Annotated in this window: 13 protein-coding genes, 1 tRNA gene and 1 pseudogene; 8 read left to right on the top strand and 7 right to left on the bottom strand. The window is 61.2% G+C overall.

Annotation, left to right across the window (positions count from 1 at the left end; genetic code table 11):
• The first annotated feature begins 8 nt into the window (after positions 1-8).
• A complete protein-coding gene (locus DOM67_RS04655; protein ID WP_157958792.1) occupies positions 9-476 on the top strand; it encodes a DUF6314 family protein in 468 nt (155 codons plus the stop codon).
• A gap of 114 nt (positions 477-590) precedes the next feature.
• On the opposite strand, the gene DOM67_RS04650 is transcribed toward DOM67_RS04655, so the two are convergent.
• A complete protein-coding gene (locus tag DOM67_RS04650; RefSeq protein WP_035471155.1) occupies positions 591-749 on the bottom strand; it encodes a YqaE/Pmp3 family membrane protein in 159 nt (52 codons plus the stop codon).
• A 209-nt stretch (positions 750-958) separates the two neighbouring features.
• Positions 959-1,255: a hypothetical protein gene (locus DOM67_RS04645; RefSeq protein WP_110674486.1), complete on the bottom strand. Its 297-nt coding sequence runs from the start codon at positions 1,253-1,255 to the stop codon at positions 959-961.
• 412 nt (positions 1,256-1,667) lie between these two features.
• Between DOM67_RS04645 and DOM67_RS04640 the strand changes: the two genes are divergently transcribed.
• Complete coding sequence (locus DOM67_RS04640) at positions 1,668-1,988, top strand: hypothetical protein (RefSeq protein ID WP_110674485.1); 321 nt, start codon at positions 1,668-1,670, stop codon at positions 1,986-1,988.
• 313 nt (positions 1,989-2,301) lie between these two features.
• Positions 2,302-2,541 carry a DUF1654 domain-containing protein gene (locus tag DOM67_RS04635; RefSeq protein WP_110674484.1) on the top strand — a complete coding sequence of 80 codons (240 nt, stop codon included), beginning with the start codon at positions 2,302-2,304 and terminating at the stop codon, positions 2,539-2,541.
• Positions 2,542-2,765: 224 nt separating this feature from the next.
• On the opposite strand, the gene DOM67_RS04630 is transcribed toward DOM67_RS04635, so the two are convergent.
• Positions 2,766-2,839: transfer RNA gene (locus tag DOM67_RS04630), tRNA-Gly, on the bottom strand.
• Between the two features lie 803 nt (positions 2,840-3,642).
• Between DOM67_RS04630 and DOM67_RS04625 the strand changes: the two genes are divergently transcribed.
• A complete protein-coding gene (locus DOM67_RS04625) occupies positions 3,643-5,334 on the top strand; it encodes a methyl-accepting chemotaxis protein (RefSeq protein ID WP_198651724.1) in 1,692 nt (563 codons plus the stop codon).
• 1,202 nt (positions 5,335-6,536) lie between these two features.
• Here DOM67_RS04625 and DOM67_RS04620 read toward each other — a convergent pair.
• The gene (locus tag DOM67_RS04620; RefSeq protein WP_110674483.1) at positions 6,537-7,454 is read right to left on the bottom strand and encodes a LysR family transcriptional regulator; all 918 of its coding nucleotides are present in this window, start codon (positions 7,452-7,454) and stop codon (positions 6,537-6,539) included.
• A gap of 143 nt (positions 7,455-7,597) precedes the next feature.
• On the opposite strand from DOM67_RS04620, the gene DOM67_RS04615 reads away from it, so the two are divergent.
• A complete protein-coding gene (locus tag DOM67_RS04615; protein WP_110674482.1) occupies positions 7,598-8,284 on the top strand; it encodes a type 1 glutamine amidotransferase domain-containing protein in 687 nt (228 codons plus the stop codon).
• A 322-nt stretch (positions 8,285-8,606) separates the two neighbouring features.
• Positions 8,607-9,800, top strand: coding sequence for an MFS transporter (locus DOM67_RS04610; RefSeq protein ID WP_110674481.1), 1,194 nt, complete (start codon positions 8,607-8,609; stop codon positions 9,798-9,800).
• Between the two features lie 345 nt (positions 9,801-10,145).
• Here DOM67_RS04610 and paaY read toward each other — a convergent pair whose 3' ends face one another.
• Entirely contained in the window at positions 10,146-10,760 is a 615-nt protein-coding gene (gene paaY / locus DOM67_RS04605; RefSeq protein WP_110674480.1) for a phenylacetic acid degradation protein PaaY, read from the bottom strand.
• A gap of 11 nt (positions 10,761-10,771) precedes the next feature.
• Positions 10,772-11,086 (bottom strand): hypothetical protein, encoded by a 315-nt coding sequence (locus DOM67_RS04600; RefSeq protein WP_232825134.1) that lies wholly within the window; start codon positions 11,084-11,086, stop codon positions 10,772-10,774.
• A gap of 31 nt (positions 11,087-11,117) precedes the next feature.
• On the opposite strand from DOM67_RS04600, the pseudogene DOM67_RS04595 reads away from it, so the two are divergent.
• Positions 11,118-11,546, top strand: a pseudogene (locus DOM67_RS04595) (aldehyde dehydrogenase family protein); the annotation flags it as partial.
• Between the two features lie 23 nt (positions 11,547-11,569).
• Positions 11,570-11,956, top strand: a complete 387-nt coding sequence (locus DOM67_RS04590; RefSeq protein WP_110674479.1) for a PaaX family transcriptional regulator C-terminal domain-containing protein — start codon at positions 11,570-11,572, stop codon at positions 11,954-11,956.
• 118 nt (positions 11,957-12,074) lie between these two features.
• Here DOM67_RS04590 and DOM67_RS04585 read toward each other — a convergent pair whose 3' ends face one another.
• A complete protein-coding gene (locus tag DOM67_RS04585; RefSeq protein WP_110674478.1) occupies positions 12,075-14,585 on the bottom strand; it encodes a CoA transferase in 2,511 nt (836 codons plus the stop codon).
• Positions 14,586-14,599 lie beyond the last annotated feature (14 nt).

Below are 14,599 nucleotides of genomic sequence, written 5' to 3'. Positions count from 1 at the left end.
ACCTTTTGATGACAGACGAGTTGACAGCCATTATACGGTTGCAGACCCTGCTGCCCCAAGTCACGCGTTTCGCGTTCACCGCCGAGGCCGGCGCCGGCTCGCGCACGGGCTGGTCCGGACACGGTCAAGGCAGTGTGCAGGCGGTCGCCAATGGGGACGAGATACGCTTTCACGAGAGCGGCCACTTCACCCTGGCCGGACAGCAGCCGGTAGCGATGCGCAACCTGTACTGCTGGCGCCTGCAGCCCGAGCGCGTGGCGCTCGCCCACGAACGCCGCGGCCGCGATGCGGCGGTGGCACTGTTCGACCTGGTTGCCGCCGACAGCGACACCCTGGTGAGCGAGCACCACCATCAGTGTGCCGCCGATGCCTACAGCGCCCGTCTGCACTTGCTACCGGACGGTTTCGATCTCGCCTGGCGCATTCTGGGCCCACGCAAGGATGAGACCCTGCACTACCACTATCGGCTGGCGTGACCCGGGTGCCCAGCGCTCACGCCACACCCACAAAGCGCCTATCAAGACCCCATGAACGACAGAGGGCCGGTCTAAACCGGCCCTCTGCTCTCATCTGTGCTTTCTCATCGCGACTCAGCGCGTGGCGATGATCCAGACCGCATGGATGATACCCGGGATATAACCCAGCAGCGTCAGCACGATGTTGATCCAGAACTGCAGCCCCAGGCCCACCTGCAGGAATACACCCACCGGGGGGAGAATGATGGCGAAGATGATACGGATGATATCCATGTAGCCTCCTTTGCTGCGGCCACGTTCGCGTTTTCCAGCGCCAACGCCCGCCTTGATAGAACAGTCCCTTGCGGCGCCTCTTCATCACCGCCATCGTCACCGAAGCCGACCGACACGCAACGGCGCCTTGACGCTAGCATGGCCGACGCCTTCGGCGTCGATCCGCTCGGCTGCTCACCAGCATAGCTGGACTTGCGCAATCCTGCTGTCTAGCGTCGGTGATGTGGCGCAGATCCCTCGTCATCTCCGGTCTTGCCGGTGCTCGGCTCGGTCTCGTCACACTCACCATCACGCGGCCTGTGCTTGCCCTGGATCTCGGCAGCACCACTGGCCAGCGCCTCGTGATAGCGTTCCCAATCCTCCCAATCGTGCGGCGTGCCGCTACGCGGGCCATGTTCGGCGGCTTCACGCGCCCGGGCCCAGGCTTTCTCCTCGAGCGACTGCGGCTTGTCCTCCTCCTTGTCCAGCGCAATACCCTGCTTGGCCAGATAGTCGCGCGCATTCATGACACTCTCCTGCCCTCTCGGGCGTTGTCCAACCGGGTACTCTCTACTGACTCGCTTCAAGCCACGACACTGTTGGAACGCCCAGCGTTCTTCAACCAGCCTCGTACTCGAACGTCTACCGTGTTCGATCCACTAGTATAGATGACGCCACGGCGGGGCGAGTTCAAGTATTGTCCCGCGCTCGACCGCTTCCAGGAGGGCTCATTGGCGGACGAGACGCCTTGGATGAGACACCGGACAAGGCGTGATCGCAGCGGCGGCTGAAAACATGCCCAAAGCTACGTCTTATATGCCGAATGGTCTGCTCATCGCGCGCCGTTCAACCTGACGCGCTTGCAAACCGGCTACAGTGTAATCAGGCGTAGCGCGCTAGCTACTGCCCTCGACTCCCTCAGCACAAAAGGAATTTGTCATGAGAACATCACTCGCGACCGTCGCTTTCGCCGCTGCCCTGACCCTGGGCCTCGCTGGTACCGCGCTCGCCGATAGCGCCGCACTCAAGGACGCACATCAGGCCAATCAGGAGCCGCTGGCAACGGGTTCCGGCGTCACTGCCAGCGGTGAGAAGGATACTTCCTCCTTCTCCGGCGGCAGTGATGCAACCAACCAGTCGCTCGACGCGATGGAGTCGGAAACCGACGGTGCGACCAACATCGAAGACTCGAAGTCACTCGACGAGATCAACGCCGAAGGCCACAGTGTCGAAGCCGGCGACGCTATCAAGAGCCAGTGATATTCGCCGCCCGGCGGTGACAAAAAGGGGCCCTGTGGCCCCTTTTTCGTGGCCGCCATGAGCTACTGGCGGCGCAGGCGACTGCATCGCGTCAAGGCCAAGCGAACGGCGAAACACCAGCATGCGCGCTATCGATCGTGTAAAGACGGCAGCTCCGCTACCCCCAACGCGCTGACGATCGCCCAGCCCATCAGCACCAGCTCGCCCCGGCACGGCACGGCACGGCACGGCACGGCGCAATGTGGCCGCTTTACCACAGGCCGCATCGCCCTCTATACTGTATATAAATACACGTACTCGAGTGAGAGACGTCATGATTCTCGCTTTTCCTTCGCCCTACGAGCGGCTATCCCGCCGGGTCTCGCGCGCCATTCAGGCCGCGGTCCAGCATCGGCGTCAGCAACTGGTGATCGTGCGCCAGCCTGGCGAAGCCCAGGACGACTGGTCCCGACTGATGACCCGCCTGGCGGGCGAGGCGGCCATGCGCGTCATCTCGATCACCGCCGACGATGTGCTGCTGAGCTGGCGCGCTCAGGCCACGGAGATCGCCTGAGCGCGACCTGGTGAGGATGCGCGCCCGCAGACGCTACCTGCCAGCCTGGCACGACGATGCCTGAACCAGACGAAGTCTCCGTCAGATGATGCGTGAGGCCGACGAGGGAGCGCTGCCATGGATACCGCAACGCCGCCAAGACGCAGACGTCAGGCCAGCGAAACATACGTGACTGCAGAACAGTGTGATGACGGGGGTAAGGCAGGACATCAAGAGGGGCAATCTGGAGCGGGTGAAGGGAATCGAACCCTCGTCTTAAGCTTGGGAAGCTTCTGCTCTACCATTGAGCTACACCCGCAGGCTTTCAATAATAATTCCAATCACTTAGGTTTGGCAAGCGGAGAGCGCAAGAAAGCACGTGCAGCGGCCGGCGGCGGCCTCCGACAGCGGCATGGCAGATGCACCTGCGGCCCGCCCGGCACTGCCCACCGCCCCCTCGCTAGCCCTGAGACACATCCACCCGCGACTCGATATAGATGGCACGCTGAGGTCGGTGGCGGTCGCAGTTGGCCATGATCATGATTGGCCAACATCCAGCAAGCAAAAGCCCTCGCGTGGCGCACTCGGTCTTTCCCTCATCCTGCCTCTATCCTGCCGAAAGACTGCGGCAACTCCGGCCCCTGGTATCGTCATCCGTGATCGGTATCAAGCTTCCTCCCTGCGGGCAAAGGACAACGATAGTATCTCATTTCGCCCAACCTGATTTTGATAGGTCTCTATAAAACAGATGAGATCTGGACATCTCTATCATTGATCGCGGCATCGTCACGGCCAAAAAAGGCCCGATCATGCATTTGGCCTTACTCGCGTGGAAACCGCCCCTTGCCTGTCGAAAACCTCCTCCCACCTCATACTGATGGAGCCTCCCGCTCCTCGATGTGAACGGACGATTTCAGCCTCCATAGCGCTAGGCTAGCTCCGAATTATAGGTCATAATAAAAAGTGTAACTGAATGTAAATATAATTATATAGCAACAATAATATTAGCAGAGAATGGCGTATACCGCATCGACTGACAACTACTACGTCGGCCTCCGAGCGCCAGGGTAGCCAAACGAAAGCGATTTAAACACGACCTTTGATGCACACAGAGGACACGCCATGTTCAAGCAGATGAAAGTCTCTCGGCAACTTTCTTCATTGGTGGGGCTATTCTCCCTCGCCTTGATAGGGATCGGATTCTTCGGGATGTACGAGACGAAGACGACCCTGCAAAGTCTCAAGACCGTCTATGAGGATCGGGTGGTACCACTACGCCAGCTCTCAACTATCGCCGATCAATATGCCGTCAATATCGTCGATACCTCCCACAAGGTACGCAACGGTAACATCAGCTGGGCCGAGGGCGCGCACAACGTGGCCGAGGCGCGCGAGACCAGCCATAAAACCTGGTCGGCGTATCTGGGGACTTCCCTGGTCGAGCGGGAAAAACGTCTCATCGCCGAGCTGAAGCCGCTGTTGCAGAGCGCCGATGCCACGGTGGATCAGCTCCAGACCATCCTGAGTCAGCAAGATGCCGCAGCTCTGGAGAACTTCACCGTCAATTCGCTTTACCAGCATATCGATCCGGTCTCCCAGGCCTTGGGGAAACTGATGGCGCTACAGCTCGACGTGGCCGATGCCGAATATCGCCAAGGCACTCAAGACTATGCAGATATGCGTGTCCTCTTCATCGCCATCATCAGCGTGGTGCTGCTGCTGGGCATACTGCTCTCTTGGTACATCATCGCTGGCATTACCCGAAGCCTGGGCGCGGAACCGCGACGTGTCGCCGAGATTGCCCATCAGGTCGCCGAGCGAAACCTCGACATCCACATCGAGACTCGACCCAACGATGGCCATAGCTTGCTGTTCGCCATGCGACGCATGGTGGAGCAGCTCTCCGGCGTGATCGCCGGCGTACGCGATAGCAGTGGTTCAATCCATATCGGCTCCCACGAGATCGCCGCCGGCAATGCTGATCTCTCCTCACGTACCGAGCAACAGGCTGCCGCTCTGGAGCAGACCGCCTCTAGCCTGGAAGAGCTGACCGCTACCGTGAAGCTGAATGCCGACAATGCCCACGAGACCAGCCGCCTGGCGCAAGATGCCTCCTCCACCGCCGAGCGCGGGAGCGAGATGATGGAGCGTATGGTCAAGACCATGCATGGCATCGCCGCCAGCTCGCAGCAGGTTGCCGATATCATCGGGCTGATCGATTCCATCGCCTTCCAGACGAATATCCTGGCACTCAACGCCTCGGTGGAGGCGGCCCGTGCCGGTGAGCAGGGGCGAGGGTTCGCCGTGGTGGCCGGAGAAGTGCGCCAATTGGCTACCCGCAGTGCCGATGCCGCGGGTGAGATCAAGGCGCTGATCGAGGGCTCGGTGGCGCAGATGCAGGAAGGCTCTACCCTGGCGGAGGAGGCTGGCAGTACCATACGGGAGGTGGTGGTCGCCATCCGACGCGTCACCGATATCATGGACGATATCTCCGCTGCCTCTCAGGAGCAGAGCGAGGGGATCGAGCAGGTTTCTCAGGCGGTCGGCCAGATAGATCAGGTGACCCAGCAGAATGCAGCTTTGGTGGAGGAGGTCTCTGCAGCTGCGGCCTCCTTGGAACAACAGGCCAGCCGCCTGGAGCAGGCAGTGAAGATCTTCACGCTCGCCGAGCGCCCAGACCATCGCGCTGCAGGCGAGTCGACCTGGCAGGAAGGCACCGCACATCCAGCGTCAGGCGCCGAGTCGCGCAAGGCCACGCGATCCCGGGCGCTGCTCCGGAAGCCTGTCGGCGAAGCCGAGTTGGAAGCGTTCTGAGCGACAACCTGGCGCCATACATCGCCGGCGCGCGTTAGCCCCGGAGGCAAATCCTGTCGCTGCACGATGCCGATGCCCCATCGAGCTCGGCCGCGTTCCCCATCGAACTTAGCCACGATTGACCATGATAGCGATTGAATGACATCCAAATAAGAGAAAGCCCGAGCGCGCTGCGATAGCGCTCGGGCTTTCAATCAGCATGCGCCTATCCTGCTGAAAGACAGCGGTTACTCCGCCTCCCTGGCAATATCATCCGTGATCGATTCCAAGCCACATCCCTGCCCACAGAGAATAACGTCGATATCTAATACTGTCTAATCTAATTACAACAAGTCTTTATAACCAGATAAGATATAGATGTTTGTATTATTGATGCCGCTATCATCAGGTACAAAAAAGGCCCGATCCTGAGATCGGGCCGACTAGCGCTGACTCCCTTCCGTGCCTACCGGAGGCCTCCTGCCCCCGCATCCCTGGCGGGGCCTCCCTGCCCGGCTCCCGGAGATCCATCCTGATCTCGTCTTCACCATCTTGCGCGCATCTGCGCGCAGACGAATTCAATCCAGGTTAAATAAGCTGGCGCTAAAACGTAGTATTTTGTTAATCGGCATGTACGCATTTCGCTCTGTCGCGCACAGACCTACAAGATGACGCGGGGAGAGAATCCCGGCATGAGCTGGATAGCGTCGGGCATAAAAAATCCCCGGCCAAGAGACCGGGGACCAAGGATCTACAACGAGTATCTATTTTATCAATTCACGAATGACGAATATAGGTCGATATCGCCCAATTTTTTGTAAGATATTTCTTACAAATCAAGGCAGTCCACGCGACACCGACAGGGCTCGATACCCGGTCTGACGCTACCGCGTGACACGATGACGCCACCTTCACGCGGCTGGCAGACGACGGGGGTCACCTAAGGAAACGTTCGACAGCAAGATACGCTTCTGGAGTCGACTTGGCAGGGTCCACTGGAGCACCAAGCCTCGGTTACAGAAGCCACCGGCGCCTGGGTCGGCGACCGACAAAATAGAAGTTAAAAAAACCCCGGCCCGAAGGCCGGGTAAGTACGCAGGGGATGTCCCCACGCCATTATCGACTTCCGTGACAAAAACAAGGGACTGAATTCACTACCGAAAGAGTGCCAGATCGTCGCCTGGGATAGCTTGCGGCACGTTAACGCGTCGAGTACATCGCGGCTAGCGGCTCTCGCCGGCCAGCAGCGCCTTGATCTGTCCACGGAGCCAGCGGCGGAGACGATCTTCGTGGGTTCGCTGGTGCCAGGTCTGGATCACCGCCACGTCATCCAGTGCCAATGGGCAGGGATGCACCGCCAGCCCCGGGATATGCGTCTCGGCGTGCCGCCCAACGCTCTCCAGGCAGGTCAGCAGCAGATCACTGCCGACGACCGACAATGGCGGCGCGAGAAAGCTCGACAGCCCTGCCACCACCCGTCGCGAGCGCCCCATCTCTCGCAGCCGCCGATCGACGAGCCCATCCAGATCACCGGTCAAGGTCGTGACCAGGTGCTCGCACGCCAGATAGCTGTCGAGATCCAGCCCCGCGTCGAGGCGCGGATTATCGGCCGCCGCCAGCACCACGAACCCCTCGGCATGAATCCGCTGCTGATAGTAGCTGGCCGGCAGATCCGCATAGAAGCCGGCGATGGCGATATCGCACTCGCCGTTCTCCAGTTCTGCGCGGGGCAGACGCCCACGGGTATTGTGGGTCACCAGCTGCAGGCGCGGCGCCTCACGCCGGACCAGCGGCAACAGTCGCGGCAGCAGCAACTGCTCCATATAGTCGGTGGTGTAGAGATGCACCCGGTCGTTTCGGGAAAGGAAGTCACTGCCCTCGCAGAAGTCGAAGAAGCTCTCCAGCCCCGCCACCAGCTGATGCACCCGCGGGGCCAGCTCATGGGCCCGCGGTGTGGGAGTCAGTCCGCGCGGCGCGCGCACGAACAGCGCATCGCCGAAGTCGTGGCGCAGCCGCGCCAGCTTGTGGCTGAGCGCCGGCTGGCTGAGCCCCAGGCGCACCGCGGCCGCAGAGACGCTACGCTCGGTGTAGAGCACGTGAAAGGTGAGCAGCAGGTTCAGATCCTTGCCCGCAATATTCATCTCACGAATACCTGATATCGATAAACGGCATTTCTCGAATATTACGCCAATACCTACCTTTGTACCCAGTGGTCGCCGCGTGCGCGACGGCGCCAGACTAGAATGAGCCGAGAGACCTTTCAGCCATCCGCAAGGAGACCTTCATGTCCCCGCGTATTCTCATCGTTTTGACCTCTCACGATCGCCTCGGCGATACGGGTGAAAAGACCGGCTTCTGGCTCGAGGAGCTGGCCGCGCCCTACTACGTCCTCAAGGATGCCGGGGTCGAGCTCACCCTCGCCTCACCCAAGGGTGGTCAGCCGCCGCTCGACCCCAAGAGCGATGCCGAGGAGAGCCAGACAGAAGCGACCCGCCGCTTCAAGCAGGACGACGCGGCCAAGGCACAGCTCGCCCATACGCAGCGCCTCTCCGAAGTGAGCGCCGATGACTTCGATGCCGTCTTCTATCCGGGTGGCCACGGCCCGCTGTGGGACCTGGTCGACGACGCCGACTCGATCCGACTGATCGAGGCCTTCTGGGCCCAGGAGAAGCCGGTGGCGGCGGTGTGCCACGCGCCCATCGTGCTGATCCACGCCAAGGATGCCGACGGCCAGCCGCTGGTCAAGAATCGTGAGGTGACCGGCTTTACCAACGGCGAGGAGGACGCAGTCGGGCTGACCGAAATCGTGCCGCACCTGGTCGAGGAGGCACTGATCGCCAGCGGCGGGCGCTACTCCAAGGCCGACGACTTCGCCCCCTATACCCGCCAGGATGGACGTCTGATCACCGGTCAGAACCCGCCCTCCTCGGAGCCCGTCGCCCAGTGCCTGCTCGAGGCGCTGCGTCGCTGATGTCAGCCGCCGTCCTGGCGACGGCGATACGTTCATCACCAACCGTCATCCTGGACGCAACACCAAGAGACCGGCCTCGAGCCGGTCTTTTCGTGTGTGGCAGTTAGCCCTGGATGTCAGCAGCCCACGTCTTGCCGATGCGTCTCTTTACAGATCGGTGAATGCCGGTCAGGTGAGTCGTGGCTACACCTCAGATAGCCAAAAGGAATAGATAGCATGAAAAACATGAATTTTATTCATTTAAAGTTTCTCCTTAAGCTCTGCCAGGAGCTTGCCGTTATCGCTCGCCCCCTCCTAGCCCCTTCCATCACCGGAGACGACGATGCCAGGATCCGCCGCAGCCTGGAAAACCAACCTATGGGTCACGGGGTCGGGCTCTTTCATCAATATCGTCGCCATGACGATCATGCTGCCCTTCCTGCCCCACTATCTGGCTAGCCTCGACGGTGACGCGGGCGCGGAGACCTGGATCTGGTCCAGCCTGATCTATGTCTCGACCTTTGTCAGCGCTGCCCTGTTCGCGCCTGTCTGGGGGCATGTATCTGATCGCTATGGCTGCAAGATCAACTTGGTACGCGCCAGTTTCGGGATGCTGATCTGCATGACCCTGATGGGACTGGCCACTCATGCCTGGCAAATGGTGATACTCCGCTTCCTGGCAGGCATCGCCGGCGGCTACACCTCGGGCGCGACGATTCTGATGGCGAAGGAAGCGCCCGAGTCGCGCGCGGGGCAGGCTCAGGGCGTGCTGTTCGCCTGCCTGTTGGGCGGCAGTCTGGCGGGCCCGCTGCTGGGTGGATTCCTCGCCGCCCACGTCGGCATGCGCGAGGTGTTCTTCCTCTCCGGCGGCATGATTCTGATCAATGTCGTCTCGACACTGCTGCTGGTCACGGAAGTGCATGATTCACCGAGATCGCGCGCTGAGCCAGCAACAGCCGCGGCCCCTTTCGACTTCCAGCTCTGGGCCTTGCTGATCGCGACCACGGGGCTGCTGGTGGCCAACCTGTCGATCGAACCCATCATCTACAGCATCGTTGGCGGCATGCATCACCAGCCATTCGAGACGGCCTCGGCAGCGGGCATGGTGTTGTCCGTCACCGCGCTGGGAAGCCTGATCTCCTCGCTGACGCTCGGCCGCCTGGCTGACCGCTACGGCGCCGGACGCGTTGCCGCCTCAGGCTTCGCCTTGGGTGCCTTGTTGATCGTGCCGCAGGCCTTCGTGAACCATGTCTATCTGCTGATGCTGCTGCGCTTCGCGATGGGCTTGGCCCTGGGCGGTGTGCTGCCTTGCCTGAAGTCTGCGCTCAAGCACGCCTATCGCGATGCCCGGGGTCTGGGACGAGTCATGGGGCTATCGACCTCTTTCCAGTACGTGGGCCAGGTCGTGGGCCCCTTGATGGGAGGCCTCGTGGCGGCCAGTTGGGGCGCCAGCTATACCTTCCATGTCACGGCTGCCGTGGCCCTGGCCTGCGCGCTTCTGATGACCTTGGCCGCAAATTCCGAGAGCAACACCTGACCGATCGGTAAGGTGTTGTGTCCAGGTCATTTTATGATCACTGCATCGAGGAACCTGCGCCCGCGAAAGCGCTTCGATTTCCAGTATCCCATTGAAACGATGAGCGAGCAGATGGCGCAGCCCCATGAGGCTCCGTCATCAACGCATTGAGGGCACTGCACGCAGAAACAGCATCCGCCCTTCGCACTGCCAGAAAACCACGAAAGTGGTATAAAAATCGGATCTCAGAGGGGCCTCCATGCTGGGGAGCCACATCAGCTTGTGCAGCGCTCCGCCAACGCCATAGAGTCCAGCCGTCCCTATGACTCTCTCCTTGCAACTTACTTATCCTCACCCCTTCTGGACTCATGGGCGCTCCTGCTGCCCCAGGGTCTGATGCTTGGGCTGGGTGTCTCCTGCCTTCAATCGGGGGCGGTCGGCATCAATGGCGGCCAGAGGTTCGCAACGTTCCAGCGAGTCCCGGCAGCGCTCGGTAAGGCGCTGATATTCCCGCGTACCCTGCTGCTTCCAGGCCACTTCCTGATCGCTCAGCGCACGCTTCACCTTGGCCGGCGCCCCCATTACCAGCGATTGAGGCGGGCACTCGAACCCCGTCTTGACGAAGGCCGCTGCGGCGACAATGGAACGCTCACCAATGATTGCGCCATCCATCACCACGGCGTTCATGCCCACCATGGCATTTTCACCCACCGCACAACCGTGCAGCACGGCGCCATGGCCAATGTGACCTTCCTTTGCCACCCGGGTGATGGCGCCGGGAAAACCATGCATGACGCAGGTGTCCTGAAGGTTGGCCCCCTCCTCCATCACCAGCTGGCCAAAGTCACCGCGCATCACCGCGCCAGGGCCCACATAGCAACCAGGCCCGACGATGACATCGCCGATCAACACGGCAGTGGGATGCACGTAAGCAGTCGGATGTACAACGGGGGTCACCCCTTCGAGTCGATAGCATGGCATGGGCGTCTCCCTCAGTCGGATAGAACATGGCGGCGGCTCTGGACGACCACGAAGCGTGGCGCCACAAAGGCCTGGTCACACAGTGAGGCATTGGCCGCCGGGTTTCCGCCGGTAGCATGGAAATCGCTAAAGGCAGCGGACTGATTGATCATGACGTCGCTACTCAGGTTGAGCGAGAGAGGCACCGCCACGTCCATCGCCAACGCCTCGAAGCGCAGGGCCACGTCATCGTCAGTGGTGTAACCGCCAAAGGTAATGGCCCCCTTGTCACCAATGAGCTTACGCGCCAGCTCGATACTGTGATCGGTGCTGTCAGTCGCGATCACGAAACCGATGGGGCCAAAGCGCTCCTCACCTATCGAAGAGGCCGGCCTACTGCCGGAGGGTGCCCTTCAGCTGATCATCGGCGGCACCGGCGATCTCCTCGACCGGCTGGAGGAGCAGGATCTCGTCACCTTCACCGGCTCTGCCAGCACCGCGCTCACACTGAAGAGCCATCCCAATGTCCTCGCCAAGAGCATCCCCTTCAACGCCGAAGCGGATTTTCTCAACAGCGCCATCCTGGCGCCTGATGTCACACCGGACGACGAGGAGTTCGATATCTTTGCCAGGGAGGTGGTCAAGGAGATGACCGCCAAGGCAGGCCAGAAGTGCACGGCCATCCGCCGCGTCCTGGTGCCGGCCGAGAGACTCGATGCCGTGGCAGAGCGCATCCAGCAGCGCCTGAGCAAGATCAGCTTCGGCAATCCGGCCACGGAAGGTGTGCGCATGGGCGCGCTCGCCTCCTCTGCGACGCGGCGAGCGATCCCATGGCTCCGCGCTCACTGCGCCTGCAGGTGCGCCAGAGCTGGCAGCTCGACGAGCTGGCCGGATACTATCAGCGCTTCCTCGAGCAGTTCCGTCCGCTGTGGAGTCAATTGCGCGATGACGACCGCCTGGATGAACAGGAGTGCTTCATCGCCCGTACCCTGCTGATCCATGAGTACCGCAAGGTGCAGCTGCGTGACCCCCAGCTCCCTGATGCGCTACTGCCCACCTTCTGGGAAGGGCATCACGCCCATCAGCTGTGTCGTAACATCTATCGTGTGATTCACCGTCGCGCCGAGCGCTGGCTCGACCGCCACCTGGAGACCGCGGAGGGCCCGCTACCGGCACCCGGCCCGAGCTTCTACCAGCGCTTCGGCAGTCTGGACTGAATCACACGGCGCGCCCGCCCCGAACACGCTATGCCTGACAAAAAAACCGGCCCTTGGGCCGGTTTTGTCGCCTGCACAACCATGATGGGGTCACTTCAATCGCGATACCCCTCAATGCTCAGGTCGGCAGGTACTCCTCGCTCCAGCTCTCCGACACGACGCCGTCCTCTATCAAGCGCTCGATCTCCTCGGTGGAGTGGCCGAGTTCCTCGAGCACGCTGCGCGTCGACGCACCATACTTTTCAGCTGACACCAGGGGGTAGATCCTCCCGCGCTTGGGACGAATCGCATAGGGGTCTAGCTGAGTGATCACATGCCCGCTGGGGTGATCCTCGTAGACCGAGAAGGAGTAGCTGCCGCGACTGATGCCGGTGCTCCCATCCGCCGGATGGGCATTGTAGGAACGAAGCGTCTCGAGGTTTTCGCAGACGGCAGCGGCGATGTCGGCTGCCTGCAAGCGCTCTACCCAGTCCTGGGCACGCATGGTCAGGAAACGGGGCGCCAGGAAGGCGGCACGTTCACCCAGCGGTACCTCGACCAGACCTTCCAGGCCCTCGACATTGGCGAATTTGGGCAGGTCATACTCGTAGGCACTGATCAGCAGGATGCCGTCAGACGCGGAATAGAAACGCGACAGGTCACCGTAACCGTTCACTTCGCGACCCGCCGGCTCGTCGAACAGCCCGCGGCGCTCATAGTCGTAACAGAACGGCAGCTGAGCCAGGCCGCTCAGGGCGGACAGCGAGGTCTTGACCCGGTCGACCCGGCCGGTCTTGAGCTTCTGATACAGGGCCGTCGCAATACCGAGCGAAGCCCCGAAGCCGCACATCACATCGATGGTGCCGACGTGGGCGTGCTCTTCCGGCGTGTCCATGCTGCCGCCGAAGCGCAGCATGATGCCGGTGGTGGCCTGCACCAGGTCGTCGTAACCGAGATAATTGGTGCGCGGGCCCGGCAGCACACCGCTGAAACAGTCCAGCTGACAGAAGATGGCCTGGGGATTCAGGCGCTTCATGCCCTCTTCGGTCAGCCCCATGCGCTCCACCTGCTTGTCGGTGGCATTCCAGACCACCACATCGCTCTGGCGGATGAGCTCGTCGAGAATCTCCCGGCCCCTCGGCTGGGTGATATCGGTCAGCACCGACCGTTTGGAGCGCATGTGAGAGAGGCCAAAGATGACCGTATTCCAGCAGTCATAGAAGGGCTTGGCCGGATCGATCTTGATGATTTCCGCCCCGAAACGCGCCAGATACGCCACGGAATGCGGCCCGGCGATCACGTTGCACAGGTCGAGCACACGCACCCCTTCCAGCCAGCCATCGCGGGCATTCTTGGCGCGCACCCGCGGCAGTTTGGTCTCGATGCTGAGCAGTGCGTTCAACGCATCCTGATAGCCGACCCAGCGGCGTGGCGTCGGCGTCAGCATTTCCGTGCCACTACCCTGCAGCCACAGCATGGGGCCGGGCTGGGTCATGAGTCCAAATTCCGGATCGTTAACCTCGACCATCAGGCCCGCCGTCTCGGCATGGTCATCGTGGATCCACTCTTGCAACCAGCGCTGGGGGGCACCAGGGAACTTGCCACGACCGAAGATCTTCTCCCACTCCTTGGAGGTGCGGGTCATGAAGACCTCTTTCATGCGTGCGGCGATATGGTCGGCCCAGTGCTTGGGTAGCGGATAGACCCCGAGCGACATGTCGGAAGACCATTCGCTGGTCGGCCGATAGGTGTCGGGCTCCTCGTTCATCCCTTCGGCGATCAGCTCGTCGTAGATGCCCAGCACCTTCAGGCAGCGTTTGGCATGCTGATTGTGGCTCGGACAGACCACATAGAACATGCGGCCATCCTTGCACTTGTAGCTGCGATAAAAGGGATCCAGCAGCTCCTGGAGCTCATCGTAACTGAGGTTCATGGGCAGGCCTTCGATACGCCGGCGCTCGATCTCCTTCTCACGCTGGGTCTTGTAGCGCTCCGGCAAGCCATCGATCTTGATCGAGTTGTAGGTCAGCCCTTCCATCAAGGCGCAGACCAGCGGCACTTCGATCTCATCCCCCAGCCCCGTACGTTCACGCCCCTGCAGGGCCAGTACGACCGAAGAGGCCGCCAGCATGGTGCCGTAGGCAGAGCCCAGCGGCAGCGGTGAGAACGACGGATTGATCCCCATCAAGACCCGGTTGAGACCCATATCCGTGAAGACGCCGGAATTGGCCGCAATGACGCTTTCGAAGGCATGCCAGTCGCGTCGTAGCTCATCATTGGAGGCAAATCCGGGAATCGACAGGGTGATCAGTTCCGGGCGTTCCTCACGCAAGGCCGTGAAGTCGATACCGAGACGCGTCATCACGCCGGGACGGAAACTCTCGATAACGATATCGGCTTCCTCGATCAGCGCCAGGGCCTGCTCGCGCCCCTCCTCATGCTTGAGGTCGATGGAGATGATCAGCTTGTTGCGATTGAGAGTGGCATTGGCCGGTGACTTCCAAAGAGACCCACCCGGGGGATCGACATGAATGACGGTGGCGCCCAGATCCGCCAGGATCATGGCCACCGCAGGGCCGGCAATGAACTGGCCAAAGTCGATGACCTTGACATCTTTCAATGGCAAGTTCGAATGGGGATTTAATGCCATGATGGGTTTCCTTA

It is taken from the genome of Salinicola sp. RZ23 (assembly GCF_003206675.1).
Taxonomy (GTDB): domain Bacteria; phylum Pseudomonadota; class Gammaproteobacteria; order Pseudomonadales; family Halomonadaceae; genus Salinicola; species Salinicola endophyticus.
The sequence above is the reverse complement of the archived record's forward strand: the minus strand, read 5'-3'. Positions and strand labels throughout refer to the sequence as shown.